Genomic DNA, 22,577 nt, shown 5'->3' on the forward strand with positions numbered 1-22,577 from the left:
GCGTCCCTTCATGGACACGCCCAGAGACACCCCGAAGGACACCCCGGAGGACATCCGAGGCTTCTACGACGAACTGGCCCACCGGTACGACCTCATGTACGCGGACTGGGACGCCTCCGTCACCCGTCAGGGCCGCGCCCTCGACACCCTGCTCACCGCCGCACTCGGCCCCGGCCCGCACACGGTCCTCGACAACGCCTGCGGCATCGGCACCCAGGCCCTGGGCCTCGCCGCGCTGGGACACCGGGTCACCGGCACCGACCTGAGCCCCGTCTCCGTCGCCCGCGCCGCGGGGGAGGCCGCCGGCCGGGGGCTCGGTCTGCCCGTCGCGGCCGCCGACATGCGGGCCCTGCCCTTCGCGGACGCCTCCTTCGACGCCGTGGTCTGCGCCGACAACGCCCTGCCGCACCTGCTGACCGCGACGGACGTGCGCACCGCGCTGGCCGAAACCCTGCGGGTGCTGCGCCCCGGCGGCCTGCTCCTGCTCTCCACCCGCCCGTACGGCGAGCTGCTCCGCACCCGCCCGCTGAGCGAGGCCCCGCACGTCCGCACGGGCCCCGACGGGCGGACCATCACCTTCCAGCTCTGGCACTGGCACCCCGACGGGGAACGCTACGACCTGGAGCTCTTCCAGCTGCTGCCCACGGGCGAAACCTGGACCACGCGGACGTCGAGGGCGACGTACTGGGCGCTGCCGCAGGAGCGGACCACGGAGTTCGCCCGGGAGGCGGGGTTGCGCGACACGCTCTGGCACGCGCCGCAGGACACCGGGTTCCACCAGCCGGTCCTCACCGCCAGGCGCCCCGACCACCGGGACCACTGGACAGGGTGACTCGTCGGCCGCGCCGTTCCTGGACGCTCCGCTCACCGCGTCGCGCGGGCGGGCCGGACTACGCTGGCGCGCCATGAGCACCAGTGATCACTCCGCAACCCCCGCCTCCTTCGCCGTCTCCGTGCCGGACGAACAACTGGAGATCGAGGACCTCGACCCCGACCAGATCGTCTCCGGGGAGCCCGTCGTGACGGGCAAGGTGCTGTGGGAGTCGGCGGACGGCAAGCAGGTGCGCGGGATCTGGCAGATCACCCCCGGCGTGGTCACCGACATCGAGGCCAACGAGCTGTTCGTGGTCGTCAGCGGCCGCGCCACCATCGAGGTCGAGGGCGGCGAGACCCTGGAGGTGGGCCCCGGGTCCGCCTGCGTCCTCCGGGAAGGTGACAAGACCACCTGGACCGTGCACGAGACGCTCCGCAAGGCCTACCACATCAGCTACTGACCGCCCTTTCCGGAGGCAGGGACGGTAACGGGGACGGGGTGGCGGCGCGCGGTGAACAGCGCCAGCGCCGCCATCGGCAGCAGCAGCGCGGCGCCGATGGCGTTCAGCCAGCCGTAGCTCGCCTGGGACATGACCAGGCCGGCGGCCGCGCCGCCCACGCCCGCCGCGGCGTTCATCGTGAGGTCGCTCAGGCCCTGTACGGCGGCCCGCGCGGGCTGCGGCACCGAGTCGGTCAGCAGCGCCGAGCCGGCCACCATGCCGGCGGACCAGCCGAGGCCGAGCAGGAAGAGGCCGAGCGCACTCTGGGTGTGGCTGGGCCCGGCCGTACCGGCGAGCAGGGCGGCGACGGACAGGAGCCCCGCGGCCAGACCGATCACCGAGAGCCGGCCGAGGCGGTCCGCGAGCCAGCCCATGACGGGCGAGAAGGCGAACATGCCGGCGATGTGGCCGCTGATCACCAGCCCGACGAGCTCCAGGTCGGCGCCGTGATGGCCCAGGTCCATCGGGGTCATCACCATGATCGAGACCATGACGGTGTGCGACACCGCGACCGTGACGAGGGCGAGCCGGGCCCGCGGGGAGGCCTTGACCGCGGCCAACCCGGCGCGCAGCGAGCGGCCCTCGCGGGACTGCTCCTCGGGCCCGGCCAGTGCGCGGGCCGTCAGGAGCGGGTCCGGACGCAGGAGTACGCAGATCAGCGTGCCGGTGAGGACGAAGACGACGGCGGCCCACACGAAGGGGCCCGCCGTCTCGGGTATGGAGGTGCCGGCGAAGCTGCGGCTGGCGGGTGCGGAGAGGTTGGGGCCGAGCACCGCGCCGAGGGTGGAGGCCCAGACGACGACCGAGATCGCCCGGGCCCGGCGGTCCGGGGCCGCGAGGTCGGCGGCTGCGAAGCGGGCCTGGAGGTTGGCGGAGGAGGCGGCGCCGAAGGCGGCCATGCCGAGCAGGAGCAGCGGGAAGCTCTTGATCGTGGCGGCCAGGACGACGAGCGCCGCGCCGACCGCGCCGATCGCGTACGCCACCACCAGCCCGGGGCGGCGCCCGCGCGCGGTCATCAGGGCGGCCAGCGGCAGAGAGAGCAGGGCGGTGCCGATCACCGAGGCGGTGGAGGCGAAGCCGGAGAGGGCCTCGGTGCCGCTGACCTGCGTGGCGAGCACGGGGGCCAGGGCGATGCTGATGGGCACGCCGAGGCCGCCGAGCACCTGGCTGGCGATGAGCACCCAGGAGGTGCGCCGCTGCAACCGGGCCAGCTCCGCCTCCGTCCGGGCGAGCGTCGGGGCCGTGGCCGGACGGTCGGTGCCGGGCGAGGTGGTCACGCGGTACACCCCCGTCGTGGCAGCGGGGCGCGGGGAGAGATCAGGCCGGGTGCGGCGGCAGAAGTACTCACCGCGGCAGTTTCCCACCCCTTACCGCGAGACGGAACCGGGAATCCCGGCCCGCTCGCCCGAACCGGGAATCCCGGCCCGCCCGCTCGCCCGGTCCGGGATGCCGGTCAGACCAGAGGCACCGGCCAAAACAGAGGCACCGGCCAAAACAGGGGCGCCGGTCAGAACAGGGGTGCCGGCAGGACGCCCTCCAGGGCGAGGAGCAGGCGCTTCGTCTCCACCCCGCCACCGAAGCCCCCGATGCCGCCGTCGTTCTCCACGACCCGGTGGCAGGGCACGACCACCGGCAGCGGATTCGACCCCATGGCGTTGCCCACCGCCTGCGCGGCCCCCGGCTGGCCGGTGCGGGCGGCCAGTTCCCCGTAGCCGACCACGGCACCGTACGGAACGGAGCGGTCCAGCTCCTGGAGCACCTGCCGGTTGAAGCCGGAGCTCAAACGCCAGTCCAGCGGCAGCTCGAAGCGCCGCAGCGAACCGGCGAAGTACGCGGTGAGCTGGCGTATCGGCTCGGTCAGCAGCACTTCCTCGCCCGGCGCGGGCCGCCACGCGTCCGCGCCGAGCCGCGAGACGAGCGAGCCGATCATCGAGTCGACCCGGTCCGGCCCGGCATGGAACTCGACCCGGACCAGACCCTCCGGGGTCGCGGCCAGGAGGAGGTCCCCGACGCCGATGCCGTCGCCACCGGTGAAGACGGTCCATTCGAGGTGCGGCCCGCGGGGCCGCTCGGTGCTGTCCACGCCTCCACGGTACGGGCCCCCACCGACAGCGCCGGGCTCGGGCGGGCTCGGGCCGGGCCCGGCCGGGCTCAGAAGTCGCCGACCGCGTCCCGGATGACGTCCGGGGCGTTGGTGATGATCCCGTCGACACCCATGGCCTTCACCTTCCGGGCGGTCGCCGCGTCGTCCACGATCCAGGTGTCCACCTCCATCGCCTTGCCGTGGGCCCCCTGCAGGCCGTGCACCGCCGCGACCCAGTCGGCCGTGATCGTGGTGTGCCACGGGTTGATCCGGTCGGTGAACTCGGCGTACCGCGGCAGGTCGGCCACGGTCGGAGTGCCCAGGAAGGCCGTCACCAGGTCCGGGCGCACCGCGTGCACCGCGCGTACGGAGTCGGCGCTGAAGCTCTGCACCACCAGGCGCTGCGTCACATGGCGCTCGTCGAGCCAGCCCGCTTCGCCGAGCACCTTCACGGTCTGCTCCTCGATCCCCGGGTAGAGCTCCGGCTTCTTGATCTCCAGCAGCAGCCGCTGCCGGTTGCGCTGTACCCGGTCGAGGTACTCCCGCAGGGTCGGCACGAAGGCACCCGCGTACTCCTCGCCGAACCAGCTGCCCGCGTCCAGCAGGGCGATCTCGGCCGCCGTGAAGTCCTTGACCTTCCAGGGCTTGCGGTCCGGGAAGACCTGTTCGACGTCGGTGGTCCGGGCGAGGGTGTCGTCGTGGACCACCACCAGCTCGCCGTCCTTGGTGCGCTGCACGTCGTTCTCGACCCAGTCGAAGCCCAGCCGCATCGCCAGGTCGATCGCGTCGAGGGTGTTCTCCGGGGCGTACGCCGAAGCCCCCCGGTGGGCGTACACGACGGGTCCCCCCACCGCCGCCCGGCCGGTGGCGGGGCCGGTGGCGGAGCCCGGGCCGGTGGCGGCGGACGAGGCCGTACCGCCCAGCAGGGTGAGGGTGAAGCCCAGGAATGCGGCGGCGGTCGCGGCGGCGGGTCGGACGTACATGTGCGTTCTCCTCGGGTCGTGAGCCCTGTTCCTGCGTCAAACGGGTGCGGAGCGGCAGACGTTGTGGCGATGGACCAAACGGCGGTTCACGGCGGTGCACGGCACTTCACGGCGGGCCTTCACCGCGATCATGGGGTTGAAGATCACCGAGCCGCCACCGAACTACGACAAACGGACCAGAAGGGGTGAGCCCGGCCGGGTCCCGGGCCGGGCTCCCGACCGACCGCGCGCGGCGCGTCCCCTTAGGGGTGCGTGAGTGTCAGTGGGGGGTCGTACGGTTGACCCATGCGGCCCGTATCGAAGATCGAACGCACGGTGGCGCCTTTCGAGGTCGTCAGCCCCTACCAGCCCAGCGGCGACCAGCCGGCGGCCATCGCCGAGCTGGAGAAGCGCATCCGTGCCGGCGAGAAGGATGTCGTCCTGCTGGGTGCGACCGGCACCGGAAAGTCGGCGACCACCGCCTGGATGATCGAGAAGCTCCAGCGCCCCACCCTGGTGATGGCGCCGAACAAGACGCTCGCCGCCCAGCTGGCGAACGAGTTCCGCGAGCTCCTGCCGAACAACGCGGTCGAATACTTCGTCTCGTACTACGACTACTACCAGCCCGAGGCGTACGTACCGCAGTCCGACACCTACATCGAGAAGGACTCCTCGATCAACGAGGAAGTGGAGCGGCTGCGCCACTCCGCGACCAATTCGCTGCTCACCCGGCGCGACGTGATCGTCGTGGCGTCCGTGTCCTGCATCTACGGCCTCGGCACCCCGCAGGAGTACGTGGACCGGATGGTCCCCCTCAAGGTGGGGGAGGAGATGGACCGGGACCAGCTGCTGCGCCGCTTCGTCGACATCCAGTACACGCGCAACGACGTGGCCTTCACCCGCGGCACCTTCCGGGTGCGCGGCGACACCATCGAGATCTTCCCGGTCTACGAGGAACTGGCCGTCCGCATCGAGATGTTCGGCGACGAGATCGAGGCGCTCTCCACCCTGCACCCGCTCACCGGCGAGGTCATCAGCGAGGACCGCGAGCTGTACGTCTTCCCCGCCAGCCACTACGTCGCCGGACCCGAGCGCATGGAGAAGGCCGTCCGGGGCATCGAGGCCGAGCTGGCCGAGCGCCTCGCCGAGCTGGAGAAGCAGGGCAAGATGCTGGAGGCCCAGCGCCTGCGCATGCGCACCACCTACGACCTGGAGATGATGCGCCAGATCGGGTCCTGCTCCGGCATCGAGAACTACTCGCTGCACATGGACGACCGCGAGCGCGGCTCCGCGCCCAACACCCTCATCGACTACTTCCCCGAGGACTTCCTCCTCGTCATCGACGAGTCGCACGTCACCGTGCCGCAGATCGGCGCCATGTACGAGGGCGACGCCTCGCGCAAGCGGACCCTGGTCGACCACGGCTTCCGGCTGCCGTCCGCACTGGACAACCGGCCGCTGAAGTGGGAGGAGTTCCAGGAGCGCATCGGACAGACGGTCTACCTGTCGGCCACCCCCGGCAAGTACGAGCTCTCGCGCGGCGACGGCTTCGTCGAGCAGATCATCCGCCCCACCGGCCTCATCGACCCCGAGATCGTGGTCAAGCCCACCGAGGGTCAGATCGACGACCTGGTGCACGAGATCCGCGAGCGGGTCGAGAAGGACGAGCGGGTCCTGGTCACCACCCTCACCAAGAAGATGTCCGAGGACCTCACCGACTACTTCCTGGAGCTCGGCATCCAGGTCCGCTACCTGCACAGCGACGTGGACACCCTGCGTCGCATCGAGCTGCTGCGCGAGCTGCGCGCCGGCGAGTACGACGTCCTCGTCGGCATCAACCTGCTGCGCGAGGGCCTCGACCTGCCCGAGGTCTCGCTCGTGGCGATCCTCGACGCCGACAAGCAGGGCTTCTTGCGCTCCGGCACCTCGCTGATCCAGACCATCGGCCGCGCCGCGCGCAACGTGTCCGGCCAGGTCCACATGTACGCGGACAGCATCACCCCGGCGATGGCGCAGGCCATCGACGAGACCAACCGGCGCCGCGAGAAGCAGGTCGCCTACAACACGGCCAACGGGATCGACCCGCAGCCGCTGCGCAAGAAGATCAACGACATCGTCGCCACCATCGCCCGCGAGGAACTCGACACCGAGGAGCTCCTCGGCACCGGCTACCGGCAGACGAAGGACGGCAAGGCCCTCAAGGCGCCGGTGCCCGCACTGGGCGGCAAGGCCGCAAAGGGTGCGAAGGCGGCCAAGGGGGCCAAGGGCGGCGAGGTGCTCACCGACCGGCCGGCCGCCGAACTGGCCGCGCTCATCGAGCAGATGACGGAGCGCATGCGCGGTGCGGCAGCCGAGTTGCAGTTCGAGGTGGCGGCCCGGATTCGGGACGAGGTGGGCGAGTTGAAGAAGGAGCTTCGGCAGATGAGGGAAGCGGGCCTCGCCTGACCCGGAGCCTGTCAGTAGGGTTGGGCACAGCCGCAGGTACATGCTGCGCGCCCGTTAATGGGGCGGGCTATGGGAGAGGGGACACGCGTGACGGTCAACATGACCAAGGGCCAGGCCATCAGTCTGCAGAAGGCGGACGGGGGGACGCTGACCGCGGTCCGGATGGGCCTCGGCTGGCAAGCGGCGAAGCGCCGCGGACTGTTCGGCTCGCGGACCCGGGAGATCGACCTGGATGCCTCGGCGGTGCTCTTCGCCGACAAGCAGCCCGTGGACGTCGTCTTCTTCCGGCACCTGCAGAGCGATGACGGCTCCGTCCGGCACACCGGTGACAACCTGGTCGGCGGCGTCGGCCAGGGTGGCGACGACGAGTCGATCCTCGTCGACCTCCAGCGGGTGCCGGTCCACATCGACCAGATCGTCTTCACGGTGAACTCCTTCACCGGCCAGACGTTCCAGGAGGTGCAGAACGCCTTCTGCCGCATCGTCGACGAGACCAACGGCCAGGAACTGGCCCGCTACACCCTCGACGGCGGCGGCCAGTACACCGCGCAGATCATGGCGAAGGTGTCGCGTGCGGGCGCCGGCTGGCAGATGACGGCCCTGGGTAACCCGGCCAACGGCCGGACGTTCCAGGACCTGATGCCGGCGATCCTGCCGCACCTGTAAGCGAAGAAAGAACGGGGGGAGACGGGACGATGGCGGCCGAACTGGTCCGGGGGCAGAACCATGCCCTGGCCGAACACCAGGTGCGGATCACGGTCTCGGCGGGCACACCTGTGCTCGCGCTGGCCTCGCTCGGGGACGAGCGGGGAGCCGTGACGGGTCCGGAGGGGATCGCGCACCCCGGTGCGCGCGGCCTTCCGGGGGTGGAGACACCCGACGGGTCGGCCGCCCGGCACCGGTTCTCCGTCGACCTCGACGCGGTGGCCGCAGAGGTGCACCGCGTCGGCGTCCTGCTCTCCCTCCCCCCGGGCGGCCCGGACCGCTTCGGCGACGTCGCGGCCTCGCACGTCGCCGTCGCGGGCCTGGACGGCACCGAGCTGGCCGAGTACACCCTGACCGACCTGGATGCCGAGACCGCCGTGGTGGCCTTGGAGCTCTACCGCCGCCAGGGCGCCTGGAAGGTCCGCGCCGTCGGGCAGGGGTACGCCGGCGGCCTCACGGCCCTGTTCGCCGACCAGGGGCTCGCCGCCCCCGCCGCGGCCGAGCTGGCCGCACGCGTGCACGCGAGCGTCGCGGCCCCGGTGGTCTCGGACCCGGTCCCGGTCGCGCCGGACCCGGTCCCGGTCTCCGGAGTCCCGTACGCGCCCACGCCGGGCCCCGCGCCCGCGCCGACACCGCCCCCGGCCGACAGCGCCCCCGCGACCGCCCCCGGCGACACCACCGTCAACTACGCCCACCCGCGGCGCCGCACCAGCACCGAGCCGCCCGAGCCCGCCCCGAGGCCGGCCGCCTCGTCGCAGCAGCCGGGCGAGTTCCCGCGCCCCGTCGCCGGCGACGCCGACGGCTGGTCCATGGAGGAGCGCCTCTACAACCAGGTCTGGGGGATGTTCGAGGACCTGGCCCGGGCGGTCGCCGCCTATCGCGGCGCCGTGGAGTTCGCCGACTCCCGCATGGACCGCGAGCTCGACGACGTGCTGTCCGACCCCCGCCACCGGATCGGCGGCTCCGGCAATGCCGCCCGCGACACCGCACGGGCCCGTCGCGACGAGCTCGTCGCCCAGGCACAGTCCGTCCTCGACCGGGACCTCGCGCAGCTGATCGCCGAGTCCGAGGTGGTCGAGCCCGCCCTGCCCGCCTCGTACGCGCGCTGGGACAACCCGGTCTGGCACGCCGGCCGCTCGGCCGGGCTGCCCGAGGAGAAGCCGCTGGCCCTGCGCCTGGGCGACCTGCACCTGCCCGAGCGGCCCGCCCTGCGGATCCCGATGCTGGTCCGGGTGCCGCTGGAGCGCGGGCTCTGGATCGACAACGGCCGCACCGGCTCCGAGGCCGCCATGACCATGGACACCGACCGGCTGCGCCGGGCCGCCATGGACATGGCCGTCGCCTACGCGGTACGGCTGCTCGCGGTCCACCCGGCCGACCGGTTCTCCGTCCACGTCATCGACGCGGCCGGGGCCGGAGCCGCCTCGCTGGCGCCGCTCGTGCGGGCCGGGGTGCTGGCCGGGCCGCCCGCCGCCGGGGCCGCGGGGGTCACCGAGACACTGGCGCGGCTGACCCGGCGCGTGGACCTCGTACAGATGGCCCTGCGGGCCGGAGCTCCCGAGGACCTGCCGCCGGACGTGGACACGGCCGAGCAGCTGCTGGTCGTACACGACTTCCCGCACGGCTTCGACGACCGCGCCGTCACCCAGCTGCGCTATCTCGCCGACGAGGGATCCGCGGTCGGAGTGCACCTGCTGATGGTCGCCGACCGTGACGAGGCCTCGGCCTACGGGCCGCTGCTCGATCCGCTGTGGCGTTCGCTGATGAGGCTGTCGCCCGTGCCGGACAACCACCTCGCCGACCCCTGGGTGCACCACGCCTGGACCTTCGAGCCCGACCTTCCCCCGCAGGGCAGCCGGGTCCTCGACCAGGTGCTGGACCGGGTGGCGGAAGCCCGCCGCAGAACCCGCCCGTGACCGTCCCTTGGGACTCTCTTTACCTTGTCTGCCCTTGACGGGTATGCTGTGCGGCGCGGAGGGGAGTATTCCTGCTTTCCTGCTACGGCGTACCCGTCAATACGGACCACTGCGGTTGTGTGAGCGCAGTCGGTCCCGGGGCGTCGGCCCACGGCCTCCAGGTCGTTCGGGTGGAAGAGACCTCCGGCAGCGATGACGCTGACGAAGTGCTGAGCCATCTGCCGGAGGCATGACAACCGTGGACGTTTCCTGGACCCTGTGGGCGCTGACCATTCTTGGTCTGTCGCTCCTCATCGGCGCCGATTTCTTCATCGGCCGCAAACCGCACGACGTATCGATCAAGGAAGCGGGCATCTGGACGGTCGTCTGGATCGTCCTCGCCGGACTCTTCGGCCTCGGCCTGTGGTTCTTCGGCAACGGCCAGGCCTCCCAGGAGTTCTTCGCCGGCTTCATCACCGAGAAGTCCCTGAGCGTCGACAACCTCTTCGTCTTCGTCCTGATCATGGCGAAGTTCGCGGTGCCCTCCCACCTGCAGCAGCGCGTGCTGCTCGTCGGTGTGCTGATCGCCCTGGTGCTGCGCGCGATATTCATCGCGGCCGGCGCCGCGATCATCGCCAGCTTCTCGTGGGTCTTCTACATCTTCGGCGCGTTCCTGATCTACACCGCGTGGAAGCTGATCCAGGAAGCCCGTAAGGACGAGGACGACGAGGAGTTCGAGGAGAACCGCCTCCTCAAGTCCGTGGAGAAGAAGTTCGGCGTCGCCGACAAGTACCACGGCACCAAGCTCTTCATCGAGAGCAACGGCAAGCGCGTCCTGACCCCGCTGATGGTCGTCATGCTCGCCATCGGCACCACCGACGTGCTCTTCGCCCTGGACTCGATCCCCGCGATCTTCGGCCTCACCCAGGACCCGTACATCGTCTTCACGGCCAACGCCTTCGCGCTGATGGGTCTGCGCCAGCTCTACTTCCTCATCGGCGGCCTGCTCAAGAAGCTGGTCCACCTCAGCTACGGCCTGTCGATCATCCTCGGCTTCATCGGCGTCAAGCTGGTGCTGCACGCCCTGCACGAGTCCGGCGTGCACGTCCCGGTGATCTCGATCCCGGTCTCCCTGGGCGTCATCTGCGGTGTCCTGGTCATCACCACGATCACCAGCCTGATGGCCTCCAAGAAGCAGGCGGCGGCCGAAGCCGCCGCCCGCACGGAGAGCATCGACGCGTAAGGCGGGACCCCGGAGTTACGGGGCTACGCGGGGGCGGCCGCTTCGGCCGCCCCCGTTTCCGTACCCGCGGCCGCGCGCGATCGCTTCCGCACCACCATCGGATTGGTCTCCGGCAGCAGCGCGAAGCAGCCCAGGCTGACCAGGGCGATCCCGCTCAGGTACACGGCTACGCCCCACGGCGGCCCGGATCCGTCCGCCAGCGCCGTCGCCACGATCGGGGTCAGCGCCCCGCCCAGCACGCCGCCCAGGTTGTAGCCGACGGCCGCGCCGGTGCAGCGGATCCTCGGCTCGTACAGCTCCGGCAGGTACGCGCCCACCACCGCGAACATCGTCACCATGCCCAGCAGCGCCCCGACGAAGCCCAGCGTCATCAGCAGCGGGTCCGCCGTCCGCAACAGCGCCACCAGCGGGAACATCCACAGTGCGCAGGCCGCGCACCCGGCCAGGCACAGGGGCCGCCGTCCGTACCGGTCGCCGATCACCGCCACCAGCGGGGTCGCCAGGCCCTTGAGGGCGACCGCGGCCATGATGCAGGCCAGCATCACCGTGCGGCTGACGCCGAGGTGCTCGGTGGCGTACGCGAGGGACCAGGTGGTGACCGCGTAGAAGACGGCGTACCCCACGGCGAGCGCCCCGCCGGTCAGCAGGAGCAGCCGCCAGTGGCCGCGCACCACCTCCGCGAGCGGGGCCTCCGCCCGGCGGTCGGTCTCGGCGAGCGCCCGGAACTGCGGGGTCTCCTCCACCGAGCGGCGCAGCCACAAGCCGGCCAGCGCCAGCAGCCCGGCCGCCCAGAAGGGCACCCGCCAGCCCCAGGAGGTGAACTGGGCCTCGCTCAAGGAGGCGGACAGCGCGAGGATCATGCCGTTGGCCAGCAGGAACCCCACGGCCGGGCCGATCTGCGGGAAGCTCGACCACAGGCCGCGCCGGCTCTCGGGGGCGTGCTCGGCGGTCAGCAGCACCGCGCCGCCCCACTCGCCACCGAGCCCGAGGCCCTGCAGGAAGCGCAGCAGGAGCAGCAGGAGGGGCGCCGCCATGCCGATCGAGGCGTACGTCGGCACGCAGCCCACGGCCACCGTCGCGAGGCCGGTGAGCAGCAGGGAGCCGAGCAGCACCGGGCGCCGGCCGTAGCGGTCGCCGATGTGGCCGAAGACGGCGGAGCCGAGCGGGCGGGCGAGGAAGCCGACGGCGAAGGTGCCGAACGCGGCGAGCGTTCCGGCGAGCGGGGAGAAAGAGGGGAAGAAGAGCGGGCCGAGCACGAGGGCGGCGGCCGTGCCGTAGACGAAGAAGTCGTAGAACTCGATCGCGGTCCCGGCCAGGGAGGCCGTGGCGAGCCGCAGCATGCCGGGGCTGCCGGCCGCGGGGGTTCGGGGGGAGGTGGTGGGGGAGGGGTCCTGTTGCATGGTGCAGCAGTTACCCCTTCCCCGTCGCCCGGGACGTGCGTTCGGTCATGAACGACCGGAAGGAGTGCACCGCGTACAGAAGTTGACGCGATGCGGGGCCGGCGTACGCGGGCTGCGACCGCGGTCCGCCGGCCGGGGGCTACCAGCCGCGCTCGCGCCATTCGGCGAGGTGCGGCCGCTCGGCGCCGAGCATGGTGTCGTTGCCGTGTCCGGGGTAGACCCAGGTCTCGTCCGACAGCTGGTCGAAGAGCTTGTGCTGGACGTCGTCGATCAGGCTGGCGAAGGCCTTCGGGTCGCCCGAGGTGTTGCCGACGCCGCCCGGGAAGAGGCAGTCGCCGGTGAACACGTGGGCGTGCCCGTGCGGGTCGTCGTAGACGAGGGCGATCGAACCGGGAGTGTGGCCGACCAGGTGCCGGGCGGTCAGCTCGACCCGCCCGACGCGCACGGTGTCCCCGTCCGCGACCGGGACGTCTGTCTTCACCGGGATGCCCTCGGCGTCGAGGGCGCCCGCGTAGGTGGTGGCCCCGGTCGCCGCGACCACCTCGGCGAGCGCGCCCCAGTGGTCGCCGTGGCGGTGGGTGGTGACGACGGAGGCGATGCCGTCGTCCCCGATCAGGCTCAGCAGCGTGCCCGCCTCGGCGGCCGCGTCGATGAGCAGCTGCTCGTCGGTGGCGCGGCAGCGCAGCAGGTAGGCGTTGTTGTTCATCGAACCCACCGCGACCTTGGAAATCATCAGGTCCGCGAGCTCGTGCACGTCGGCCGGACCGCCGACCTTGACCTCTCCGGTGTACGTCATGAGCTGATCCTAGAGCGGGGGGAGCTCGGGGAGGGGGCCGCCCGCGGTGCTCAGCGACGCGCCCTTGTCACCACGGCCGGCGAGCCAGGCCAGCAGCCCGGCGGCGGCGCCGGACACGGTCACGGCCGGCTCCCCGGCGGAGCCGGTGCGCCAGGTGCGCCCGTCGGTCGCGACCAGGGCCACCGGCGGAACCTCCGGGCGCCCGGACCAGCGGTCGGCGAGGAAGACGATCTCGCGCTCGGTGAACTCGTCGGGGAGGTTGTCGAGCCCGTAGCCGATGTTCAGGTCGACGTGGTGCAGCTCGACCTCGACCCAGCGGCGGAAGGGCACGTTGGAGGCCAGGTCCGTGATGCCGTTGCGCAGCTCCACCGTGCGGGACCAGTCCTGCTCGGGCTCGGTGGTGGCGAGGAAGCGGGCCCCGGAATCACGGAGGTCCGTCAGTTGTTCTTCCAGGGGTCGGCCGGCGTCGCGCGCGATGTCCGCGTCCCGGGTGGCCGCGCTCGCGTACATGGGGCGCCCCTCGAAGACGTTGACGAGGGCGTCCGCGTTGCGGGCGAGGTGGGCCAGGATGTGTCCGCGGGTCCAGCCGGGAAGGAGTGACTCCTCGGTGAGGGCGGCGTTGTCCAGCTTCGCGACCGCGGTCAGCAGCCGGTCCGTGGATTCACGTACAGATCGCAGGTCGTGCACATGATCAGTCATGACGGCGAGCCTAGTGGTTTCGCTTTCGTGGCCACACGATCGGGTGAACAGGTCGAAGGAGTGCCGTAAATCGAATGTGCGTGCTATACGCTCGAAGTCCAAGACAGCATCTCCATCGCAGAGGCGCCCCCCATACCCTGGGACGGGGACCCGTGCCCCCGCTCTCTCAAGAAAGGTGCGGACCGGCGTGACCGACCGTCTCATCGTTCGTGGCGCTCGCGAGCACAACCTCAAGAACGTCTCGCTCGACCTGCCCCGCGACTCGCTCATCGTCTTCACCGGACTCTCGGGCTCGGGCAAGTCCTCCCTGGCCTTCGACACGATCTTCGCCGAGGGCCAGCGCCGCTACGTCGAGTCGCTCTCGTCGTACGCCCGCCAGTTCCTCGGGCAGATGGACAAGCCCGACGTCGACTTCATCGAGGGCCTGTCTCCGGCCGTCTCGATCGACCAGAAGTCGACCTCGCGCAACCCGCGCTCGACCGTGGGCACGATCACCGAGGTCTACGACTACCTCCGCCTGCTCTTCGCCCGCATCGGCAAGCCGCACTGCCCCGAGTGCCGCCGCCCCATCTCCCGCCAGTCGCCGCAGGCCATCGTCGACAAGGTGCTCGCGCTTCCCGAGGGCAGCCGCTTCCAGGTGCTCTCGCCGCTGGTGCGCGAGCGCAAGGGCGAGTTCGTCGACCTCTTCGCCGACCTGCAGACCAAGGGCTACAGCCGGGCCCGGGTGGACGGGGAGACCATCCAGCTCTCCGAGCCGCCCACGCTGAAGAAGCAGGAGAAGCACACCATCGAGGTGGTCATCGACCGCCTCACGGTGAAGGACAGTGCCAAGCGCCGCCTCACCGACTCGGTGGAGACCGCCCTCGGCCTCTCCGGCGGCATGGTCATCCTGGACTTCGTCGACCTCGCCGAGGACGACCCCGAGCGTGAGCGGATGTACTCCGAGCACCTCTACTGCCCGTACGACGACCTCTCCTTCGAGGAGCTGGAGCCGCGCTCCTTCTCCTTCAACTCGCCCTTCGGCGCCTGCCCCGAGTGCACCGGCATCGGCACGCGCATGGAGGTGGACCCGGAGCTGATCGTTCCGGACGAGGAGAAGTCCCTGGACGAGGGCGCGGTCTCACCGTGGTCGCTCGGCCACACCAAGGACTACTTCCAGCGGCTGGTCGGCGCGCTCGCCGAGGAGCTCGGCTTCCGCACGGACATCGCGTGGGCCGGGCTGCCGGTCCGAGCCAAGAAGGCCCTGCTGTACGGCCACAAGACGCAGATCGAGGTCCGTTACCGCAACCGGTACGGGCGCGAGCGCGCCTACACGACGGCATTCGAGGGCGCGGTTCCGTTCGTCAAGCGACGGCACGCGGAGTCGGAGAGCGACGCCAGCCGCGAGCGCTTCGAGGGCTACATGCGCGAGGTGCCGTGCCCGACCTGTGAGGGCACCAGGCTCAAGCCGATCGTGCTCGCCGTGACGGTGATGGAGAAGTCCATCGCCGAGGTCGCCGCGATGTCGATCAGCGAGTGCGCGGACTTCCTCGGCCGGATGCGGCTCGACGCCCGCGACAAGAAGATCGCCGAGCGGGTCCTGAAGGAGGTCAACGAGCGGCTCCGCTTCCTCGTGGACGTCGGCCTCGACTACCTCTCGCTCAACCGTGCCGCCGGCACCCTGTCGGGCGGCGAGGCCCAGCGCATCCGGCTGGCCACGCAGATCGGCTCCGGCCTCGTCGGCGTGCTCTACGTACTCGACGAGCCCTCCATCGGCCTCCACCAGCGGGACAACCACCGGCTGATCGAGACGCTCGTGCGGCTGCGGGACATGGGCAACACGCTCATCGTCGTCGAGCACGACGAGGACACCATCAAGGTGGCCGACTGGGTCGTGGACATCGGCCCGGGCGCGGGCGAGCACGGCGGCAAGGTGGTGCACAGCGGTTCGCTGAAGGAGCTGCTGGAGAACCCCGAGTCGATGACCGGGCAGTACCTGTCGGGCAAGCGCTCCATCGCGATCCCGGACATCCGCCGGCCGGTGAACGGGGAGCGCAAGCTGACCGTCCACGGGGCCAAGGAGAACAACCTGCGGGACATCGACGTCTCCTTCCCGCTGGGCGTGCTCACCGCGGTGACCGGCGTGTCGGGCTCGGGCAAGTCGACGCTGGTCAACGACATCCTCTACACGCACCTGGCGCGCGAGCTGAACGGCGCCCGCTCGGTGCCGGGACGGCACACGCGGGTGGACGGGGACGACCTCGTCGACAAGGTCGTGCACGTGGACCAGTCACCGATCGGCCGGACCCCGCGGTCCAACCCGGCCACCTACACCGGTGTCTTCGACCACGTGCGCAAGCTCTTCGCGGAGACGATGGAGGCGAAGGTCCGCGGCTACCTGCCGGGCCGCTTCTCCTTCAACGTGAAGGGCGGCCGGTGCGAGAACTGCTCCGGCGACGGCACGATCAAGATCGAGATGAACTTCCTGCCGGACGTCTACGTCCCCTGCGAGGTCTGCCACGGCGACCGCTACAACCGGGAGACGCTGGAGGTCCACTACAAGGGCAAGTCCATCGCGGAAGTCCTGAACATGCCGATCGAGGAGGCGCTGGACTTCTTCGAGGCGGTGCCGACGATCGCCCGGCACCTGCGCACGCTGAACGAGGTCGGGCTGGGCTACGTCCGGCTCGGGCAGTCCGCGCCGACCCTGTCGGGTGGCGAGGCGCAGCGCGTGAAGCTGGCCTCCGAGCTGCAGAAGCGGTCGACGGGCCGGACGGTGTACGTGCTGGACGAGCCGACCACGGGTCTGCACTTCGAGGACATCTCGAAGCTGATCAAGGTGCTGTCGGGGCTGGTGGACAAGGGCAACTCGGTGATCGTCATCGAGCACAACCTGGACGTCATCAAGACCGCGGACTGGGTCATCGACATGGGCCCGGAGGGTGGTTACGGCGGCGGCCTCGTCGTCGCCGAGGGCACGCCGGAGCAGGTCGCGTCGGTGGGGGCGAGCCACACGGGCAAGTTCCTGCGGGACATCCTGGGCGCGGACCGGGTCTCGGACGGGGCCGCTCCGGCGGTGGTGGGCCAGCGGAAGGCCCCGGCCAAGAAGGCTGCCGCCGCCAAGAAGGCCGCCCCGGCGAAGAAGGCCGTGGTCCCGGCCAAGAAGGCGACCACGCGGGCCCGTAAGGCGTAGCCGGTCCGGCAGCGGCGCCGGGTCCGGGGGCTCCGCCCCCGGACCCTCCCCCCAGCTCCTCAAGCGCCGGAGGGGCTGAAAGATCCAGCCCCGCCGGCGTTTGAGGCGCCGGGTCTGGGCGGAGCCCCAGCGGCGGGGCTGCAGGCTTACGAGGCCACGCCCACCGCTCGGCCGGCGGTGGCCGGGTCCGTCAGGCTCGTGAGGAGCGCGTCCGCGACGTCCGCGCGGGGGATGACGCGGCCGCCCCGCACATTGGCGTCGATCGCCCGCCGGTAGGTCCCGGTGTGCGGCTTGTCCTGGAGCATCGGCGGGCGGATGACCGTCCACTGAGTACCGCTCGCCCCCATCGCCGCCTCCATGTCCGCGAGGTCCGCGTACACGTCCCGCAGCAGCCTGCGCAGCAGCGGGTAGACCACGGCCCGGGTGAACACCCCCTCGCCGTCCGGCAGCCGGCCGACCGGCGCGGCACTCACGGCCGACAGCCGGCGCACCCCCGCACGGTCCATGGCCGAGGTGATCGCGCCCAGGGCCGGGCCGGCGATGGGCGTCTCCTTGGCCTGCTTGTTGCTCACCGGGCCGAGCGCGGACACCACCGCGTCCTGGCCGCTCACCACCGGTAGCAGCGCCTCCTCGTCGGTCACGTCGGCGACCGTGGCCACGCGGAGCCGCTCGTGGGCGGGAAGGGGCAGCCGGGCCGGGTCGCGGACCACCGCGGTCACCTCGTGCCCCGCGTCGAGCGCCTGCCGTACGACCTCCTGGCCGACGCCGCCCGTGGCACCGAACACCGTGATCTTCATGGAAACCCCCATGGTCGAAGAAGGTGGAACAGGTGGTGGGTGAGTACTCACTCACCACTCGCTTCGGCTATGGTGAGTGAATGCTCACCTCGAAGTCAAGCCGTCCCACCCCGGAGCGGCTGCTCGACGCCGCCGAGCAGCTGATGCGCACCAGCGGCCTGGCCAGTGCCACCACGAAGGCCATCGCCCGGGAAGCCGGCTGCTCGGAGGCCGCGCTCTACAAGCACTTCACGAACAAGGAAGAGCTCTTCGTGCGCGTGCTGATGGAGCGCACCCCCAACGCGGGCCCGCTCATGGCCGCCCTGCAGGAAGGTGCGGGGGAACGGGGCGTCGAGGAGGGGCTCACCGAGATCGCCCGGCACGCCGCGCTCTTCTACGCCGACGCCATGCCCATGGCGGCCTCGCTCTTCGCCGAACCGGCGCTGCTCACCCGCCACCGCGAGGGCATCCAGGAGATGGGGGCGGGACCGCACGTGGTGCTGGACGCGCTGGCGGGGAGGCTGCGGCGCGAGCTCGACGCCGGCCGCCTGCGGTCCGACGCCGATCCGCGCGCGGCCGCCGCGCTCCTACTGGGCGCGTGCTTCCAGCGGGCCTTCTTCCTGCACTTCTCCGGCGCCCATGTGGTCCAGCCGGTCGAGGAGTTCGCCCCGGCCGTGGCCCGGACCGTGTGGGCCGCTATCCGCTGAGCTCGGCGGCGTACGGGGGCTCCGCGCCGGCCCGGGTACAGGTCAGTGCGGCCGCGTGCGCGGCGTACGCCAGGACGTCCGGCCAGTCCACCGGCTCGCCCGGCGGCGCCGCCGCGATCCGGTGCAGGAGGGCCGCGTTGACGGTGTCGCCCGCCCCGATGGTGTCCGCCACCGCGATCCGGCGGGCCGGTACCGAGTGCTCCGCGCCCTCGCGCGTCCAGACCGTCAGGCCCGCCGCACCCCGGGTCAGCACCACTGCCGAGGGCCCCGCCGCCAGCCAGTCGCCGACCCGACCGCCGAGCCAGCCCGCGTCCTCCTCCGACAGCTTGAGGACGCCCGTGTGCGGCAGCAGCCGGGTCAGGAAGCGGGCCCGATGGGCTGCCGGGTCGGGGATCAGCGCCGGCCGGATGTTGGGGTCCAGCAGGGTCATCAGCCCGCGCCGCGACTCCCGGCGCAGCAGGGCCTCGTACGCGCTCGCGCCCGGTTCCAGCACCAGCGAACAGGTGCCGAGCGCGAGGGCCCGGGTCCCCTCGGGGAGGGCGGGCGGCAGCGTGAAGAGCCGGTCGGCCGTCCCCTCGACGTAGAAGCCGTACGAGGCCGAGCCGTCGGGGGCCAGGGAGGGCACGGCGAGGGTGGTCGGCTCGGGCCCGCGCTGGACGAGGGAGAGGTCCACCCCGGCCGCCCGCAGCCCGGACAGCAGGCTCTCGCCGAAGCCGTCCGTGGAGACCCGGGAGCAGAAGGCCACCTCGGCGCCGAGCCGGCCGAGGGCGAGCGCGGTGTTGTACGGGCCTCCGCCGAGGCGGGGGAGCAGCGCGCCGGGCGGCTGCGCCACGGGCACCAGGTCGATGAGGGCTTCTCCGCCGACGACGATCACGCGGGGGAAGCTACCCCATCGGACGGCGGTATCGTCGGGTGGGCCGGTGCCCGGCCGGTCGCACACCTCAGGAGAACCGCATGCCCGCGTCGCAGTCCGCAGCCCGCCGTACCGTCCTCAAGGGAGCCGCCGCGCTCGCCGGGGCCGTCGGCGGCGGTGCGACCCTCGCGGCCTGTTCCACCGAGACGAACAGCGGCAACGGCAGCCCGGCGGTCCCGACCGAGCCGGTCGAACTGGGCGCGGCGAGCGAGGTCCCGGTGGGCGGCGCGAAGCTGTACCGGGAGAAGAAGCTGATGGTCAGCTGCCCGGCGGAGGGCCAGTACAAGGCCTTCAGCGCGCAGTGCACGCACGCCGGCTGCGTCCTGGACAAGATCGACAAGGGCGAGGGCAACTGCCCCTGCCACGGCAGCCGCTTCGACGTGACCACCGGCAAGGCCCTGAAGGGCCCGGCCACGGACCCGCTGCCGGCCGTCCCGGTCAAGGTGGAGAACGGCAAGCTGATCGCGGGCTAGTCGGACTCCCAGGGGCGCCGACGCCCGCTTCCACATGGAAGGGCATCCGCACCGCTCAGTCCCAGTCCCAGGCGATCCCCAGGATCCCGCGCCGCACCGACTGCTCCAGCAGGTGCACTGCCCGGTGCCGGCCGCTGGGGGTCAGGTCCGTGAGGCCGGTGCGCGGGGAGTCGGGGCCGGAGCGGGCGAAGCGGCGGCAGCGGACCGGGAGGGCCGCCTCGTCGAAGCGGACCTGGAGCATGTACTGGCCGCCCGCGTAGCTGAAGCCGCGCACGTACTCGCCGCTGCGGGCGCCCGTGCCGTCCTCGACCGCGTAGCCGAAGACGTACGTGTCCCCGCGCCGCAGCCGCGCGTCGAAGAGCAGCTCCGCGACCACCACCCCGGCCTCCGGATGGCAGCGGACCCGGCCCGTGCGGCAGTTCTCGTACGCCGTCACGCGCATCCGGGACACGTCGCAGCCGGGGTCGCCGTGGTGGACGGCCAGGTAGCGGTCGACGCCGTCGCGGTGCGCCCGGACGATCTGCTGCGACTCGCGGACCCGCATCTCGCCGGCCGGCCCTATGCGGACCCGCTCGTGGTGGCCGAGCGTGTGCAGTCCGCCGTCCGAGGGGAGTTCCATCCCGTCCAGCAGCCGCTCCACCGCGCCGCCCATGCTGAACAGGGCCCGGTACGGGCGGGCGGCCGGGCGGGCCGGCCCGGGGTCCGGTTCCGGGGAGGCCAGCAGGCGCAGCAGGGCGCCGTCCGGAAGCTCCAGGATCTGCTCCAGCGCGGTGACGGCCCGCAGAGACTCCGGGTGGCGCGGTCTTCGGGCGCCCTGCTGCCAGTAACTGAGGCTGGTGACGCCGACCTTGATGCCGCGTGCCGCGAGCCGGTGCTGGACCCGGTGCAGGGGCAGTCCGCGGGCGGCGAGGGCGGCGCGCAGGGCGAGGTGGAAGGGGCCGGCGCGCAGTAATCGGCCGAGTTCCGGCGTGCCCGCCGCATCCGTGGTGTCGGTCGTGTCCGTCGTGTTCCCGGTCGGCCGCATCGCCGCTCCTCTGTGAACGTTCACACGCGCCGGCGTGGGGGGCCGGGCCGGTGGTACCAGGGGAGCAGGTGGCACGACAGCCACCGTTCACACCGCAGTTCCACCGTTCACACTGCAATGTCACCGCGTATTGAAGCGTGTTGACCTGATCGCGACAACACCCCGATGCTCCTCCACAGCGTCCGGACGCGCTCCTCCACCCCCACTCTCCCCACCTCGGGAGGAACGCGATGCGCAACAGAAACCGGCGGCAATCCCTGGCCGCCCTCGTCACCGCCCTGCTCCTCGCCCTGCCCCTCAGTGTCGGTACCGCCACCGCCGCCGGTACCGACGCCGAGTCCGCCCTGGCCTACAAGCGCCTGAACATCACCATGCAGGCGCAGCAGAAGACCAACTGGTGCTGGGCCGCCGGCGGCAACACCATCGCCACCTGGTTCGGCCGCAACCACACCCAGAACCAGTTCTGCAACGCAGCCTTCAACCGCCAGCAGGGCTACGACTGCCCGAACAACCAGGCCACCCTCGGCAACGTCCAGACCGGGCTGCGCTGGGCCGGGATCAACCCCGGTTCGTACGTGAACGGCTGGCTCCAGTACTCCACCGTCCAGACCGAGATCAACGCCAACCGCCCGATCGAGACCCGTATCCAGTGGTCCAACGGCGGCGGCCACATGCACGTCATCTACGGCTACGACACCGCGAGCAACTGGGTCTACTGGGGCGACCCGTGGCCCTCCAGCGACCGCTACAACTGGGCCTCGCACGCCTGGTACGTGGACAACAGCACCTTCTCCTGGACCCACTCCCTCTACCGGATCGGGGCGTGACCGCGATGACCGCCATGACCCTGATCGCCATGCCCCTGCGCGCCTCCGCAGCCGCCGCGGTCCTCGCGGCCAGCGCCCTCCTCGGGCTCGCCGCGCAGGCCTCCGCGGCCCCCGTTCCGCAGCCGCAGGCCGCCACCGCCGAGACCAGGGCCGAGGCCGCGCGGGCGGCCGGGGCGCCGGACACCCTGGCCACGCTCTCCCGCTTCTTCGCGAGGGAGGGCAAGGTCTCGGTGAGCGCCGCGCAACCCCGCATAGAGGGGGAGGCGATACCGGTGCACCACCTCTCCCCGGAGTTCGTCGCCGGCAAGCCGGGAGCGTCCGTGGCCCGGCTGGAGTTCTTCGCCGGCAAGGCCGTCTCCGCCGACGGGCAGCAGGCCGCGCTGTGGACCGCCCGGACGGCGGCGGGGTGGCAGGTGGTGAACATCGCCACCGGCGACGACGAGTTCCGCTATGCGAGCATGGGCGCGGCGAAACTGCCCGGCGGGACGGTGTTCCGCGAGCCGCAGATCGACGCGTGGTACGTCGCCGGGGGCGAGCGGGTCCTGCCGCTGGACGAGGACGCGGTGCGGGCGGTGGGCGCCGGGGGGACCACGCTGGGCGCGTACCGTGCGCGGGTCGTCAAGGCGTACGGGGACAAGCTCCCCGGCTCCGGGTACGCCGAGGCGGGTACGGCGGGCGGCTTCGACGAACCGTCCGCCGCCGCGGGTGACGTGCCGCCGCTGGTGGGCGGGGCCGTTGCGCTCGCGCTGGCCGGGGCCGGTGCCGGGGCGGTGGCACTGCGCCGCCGCCGAGCCGCCGCCGCGGCGTAGCCCCCGCGCCCGCAGGGCCCGGCTCCCCACCCGGGACCGGGCCCTGCGGCCCGGCTGCTGGGGCTCCGCCCCAGACCCTCCCCCCAGACTCCGTCCGGGGGGACCGCCACGCCTCAAACGCCGGAGAGGCTGAATTTCCGCTGATGGCGTCCGCCGAGCGCGGCTGGATGCCCCGCAGGGCCGTTCAAGCCCGTCCAGGGGGCACCTCCCAGCGGTAGCTGGGGGAGTTTGAGGACCGGGGTCCGGGCGGAGCCCCGGTTTCGGGTGGGGCGGGGTGGCCGTGGGCCCCGCGCAGCGGAACGGCGCCGCACCAGACCGGCGGCAGGACCGCGCCA

At 71.9% G+C, this 22,577-nt stretch carries 20 protein-coding genes; 11 read left to right on the forward strand and 9 right to left on the reverse strand.

Going from position 1 to position 22,577, the window contains the following annotated elements; all coding sequences use genetic code 11:
* Window positions 1-10 precede the first annotated feature (10 nt).
* Together OG625_RS29200 and OG625_RS29205 are read left to right on the forward strand one after the other, a co-directional pair.
* The gene (locus OG625_RS29200) at window positions 11-832 is read left to right on the forward strand and encodes a class I SAM-dependent methyltransferase (RefSeq protein WP_329386950.1); all 822 of its coding nucleotides are present in this window, start codon (window positions 11-13) and stop codon (window positions 830-832) included.
* A gap of 73 nt (window positions 833-905) precedes the next feature.
* Window positions 906-1,274: a cupin domain-containing protein gene (locus OG625_RS29205; protein WP_329386953.1), complete on the forward strand. Its 369-nt coding sequence runs from the start codon at window positions 906-908 to the stop codon at window positions 1,272-1,274.
* On the opposite strand, the gene OG625_RS29210 is transcribed toward OG625_RS29205, so the two are convergent.
* The 3 genes from OG625_RS29210 to OG625_RS29220 all read right to left on the reverse strand — a co-directional run bounded on the left by OG625_RS29210 (window position 1,268) and on the right by OG625_RS29220 (window position 4,379).
* Window positions 1,268-2,590: an MFS transporter gene (locus OG625_RS29210; protein WP_329386955.1), complete on the reverse strand. Its 1,323-nt coding sequence runs from the start codon at window positions 2,588-2,590 to the stop codon at window positions 1,268-1,270. The two genes, OG625_RS29205 and OG625_RS29210, sit on opposite strands and share 7 nt — an antisense overlap.
* A 230-nt stretch (window positions 2,591-2,820) precedes the next feature.
* Window positions 2,821-3,396: a methylated-DNA--[protein]-cysteine S-methyltransferase gene (locus tag OG625_RS29215; RefSeq protein ID WP_329386957.1), complete on the reverse strand. Its 576-nt coding sequence runs from the start codon at window positions 3,394-3,396 to the stop codon at window positions 2,821-2,823.
* Window positions 3,397-3,464: 68 nt separating this feature from the next.
* Window positions 3,465-4,379 carry a glycerophosphodiester phosphodiesterase gene (locus OG625_RS29220; protein ID WP_329386959.1) on the reverse strand — a complete coding sequence of 305 codons (915 nt, stop codon included), beginning with the start codon at window positions 4,377-4,379 and terminating at the stop codon, window positions 3,465-3,467.
* Window positions 4,380-4,664: 285 nt separating this feature from the next.
* Here OG625_RS29220 and uvrB point away from each other — a divergent pair, with 285 nt between their 5' ends.
* The 4 genes from uvrB (at window position 4,665) to OG625_RS29240 (ending at window position 10,646) form a co-directional block, all read left to right on the forward strand.
* On the forward strand, window positions 4,665-6,803 hold the full coding sequence (gene uvrB, locus OG625_RS29225) for an excinuclease ABC subunit UvrB (RefSeq protein ID WP_329386962.1): 2,139 nt from the start codon (window positions 4,665-4,667) through the stop codon (window positions 6,801-6,803).
* An 87-nt stretch (window positions 6,804-6,890) separates the two neighbouring features.
* Window positions 6,891-7,469, forward strand: coding sequence for a TerD family protein (locus tag OG625_RS29230; protein ID WP_329386964.1), 579 nt, complete (start codon window positions 6,891-6,893; stop codon window positions 7,467-7,469).
* A 29-nt stretch (window positions 7,470-7,498) separates the two neighbouring features.
* On the forward strand, window positions 7,499-9,424 hold the full coding sequence (locus tag OG625_RS29235; protein WP_329386967.1) for a TerD family protein: 1,926 nt from the start codon (window positions 7,499-7,501) through the stop codon (window positions 9,422-9,424).
* Window positions 9,425-9,662: 238 nt separating this feature from the next.
* Window positions 9,663-10,646 (forward strand): TerC family protein, encoded by a 984-nt coding sequence (locus tag OG625_RS29240; RefSeq protein WP_329391059.1) that lies wholly within the window; start codon window positions 9,663-9,665, stop codon window positions 10,644-10,646.
* Between the two features lie 23 nt (window positions 10,647-10,669).
* On the opposite strand, the gene OG625_RS29245 is transcribed toward OG625_RS29240, so the two are convergent.
* The 3 genes from OG625_RS29245 to OG625_RS29255 all read right to left on the reverse strand — a co-directional run bounded on the left by OG625_RS29245 (window position 10,670) and on the right by OG625_RS29255 (window position 13,541).
* A complete protein-coding gene (locus OG625_RS29245) occupies window positions 10,670-11,986 on the reverse strand; it encodes an MFS transporter (protein WP_329391061.1) in 1,317 nt (438 codons plus the stop codon).
* 199 nt (window positions 11,987-12,185) lie between these two features.
* Complete coding sequence (locus tag OG625_RS29250; protein ID WP_329386969.1) at window positions 12,186-12,842, reverse strand: MBL fold metallo-hydrolase; 657 nt, start codon at window positions 12,840-12,842, stop codon at window positions 12,186-12,188.
* A 9-nt stretch (window positions 12,843-12,851) separates the two neighbouring features.
* Entirely contained in the window at window positions 12,852-13,541 is a 690-nt protein-coding gene (locus tag OG625_RS29255; protein WP_329386971.1) for a maleylpyruvate isomerase family mycothiol-dependent enzyme, read from the reverse strand.
* A gap of 187 nt (window positions 13,542-13,728) precedes the next feature.
* On the opposite strand from OG625_RS29255, the gene uvrA reads away from it, so the two are divergent.
* Window positions 13,729-16,713, forward strand: a complete 2,985-nt coding sequence (uvrA, locus tag OG625_RS29260; protein WP_329386973.1) for an excinuclease ABC subunit UvrA — start codon at window positions 13,729-13,731, stop codon at window positions 16,711-16,713.
* Window positions 16,714-16,859: 146 nt separating this feature from the next.
* On the opposite strand, the gene OG625_RS29265 is transcribed toward uvrA, so the two are convergent.
* Complete coding sequence (locus OG625_RS29265; RefSeq protein ID WP_329386975.1) at window positions 16,860-17,510, reverse strand: NAD(P)-dependent oxidoreductase; 651 nt, start codon at window positions 17,508-17,510, stop codon at window positions 16,860-16,862.
* A gap of 80 nt (window positions 17,511-17,590) precedes the next feature.
* On the opposite strand from OG625_RS29265, the gene OG625_RS29270 reads away from it, so the two are divergent.
* Window positions 17,591-18,196: a TetR/AcrR family transcriptional regulator gene (locus OG625_RS29270; RefSeq protein ID WP_329386978.1), complete on the forward strand. Its 606-nt coding sequence runs from the start codon at window positions 17,591-17,593 to the stop codon at window positions 18,194-18,196.
* Here the strand turns inward: OG625_RS29270 and OG625_RS29275 are convergent.
* Entirely contained in the window at window positions 18,186-19,070 is an 885-nt protein-coding gene (locus OG625_RS29275) for a carbohydrate kinase family protein (RefSeq protein WP_329386980.1), read from the reverse strand. The genes OG625_RS29270 and OG625_RS29275 overlap by 11 nt on opposite strands.
* Before the next feature lie 80 nt (window positions 19,071-19,150).
* Here OG625_RS29275 and OG625_RS29280 point away from each other — a divergent pair, with 80 nt between their 5' ends.
* Window positions 19,151-19,582: a Rieske (2Fe-2S) protein gene (locus OG625_RS29280; protein ID WP_329386982.1), complete on the forward strand. Its 432-nt coding sequence runs from the start codon at window positions 19,151-19,153 to the stop codon at window positions 19,580-19,582.
* 55 nt (window positions 19,583-19,637) lie between these two features.
* Here the strand turns inward: OG625_RS29280 and OG625_RS29285 are convergent, their stop codons facing one another.
* A complete protein-coding gene (locus tag OG625_RS29285) occupies window positions 19,638-20,606 on the reverse strand; it encodes a hypothetical protein (protein WP_329386984.1) in 969 nt (322 codons plus the stop codon).
* A gap of 230 nt (window positions 20,607-20,836) precedes the next feature.
* Here OG625_RS29285 and OG625_RS29290 point away from each other — a divergent pair, with 230 nt between their 5' ends.
* Window positions 20,837-21,433: a papain-like cysteine protease family protein gene (locus tag OG625_RS29290; RefSeq protein ID WP_329386986.1), complete on the forward strand. Its 597-nt coding sequence runs from the start codon at window positions 20,837-20,839 to the stop codon at window positions 21,431-21,433.
* A gap of 5 nt (window positions 21,434-21,438) precedes the next feature.
* A complete protein-coding gene (locus tag OG625_RS29295; RefSeq protein WP_329391063.1) occupies window positions 21,439-22,242 on the forward strand; it encodes a hypothetical protein in 804 nt (267 codons plus the stop codon).
* The last annotated feature ends 335 nt before the right edge of the window (window positions 22,243-22,577 follow it).

This window comes from Streptomyces sp. NBC_01351, assembly GCF_036237315.1.
Lineage (GTDB): Bacteria > Actinomycetota > Actinomycetes > Streptomycetales > Streptomycetaceae > Streptomyces.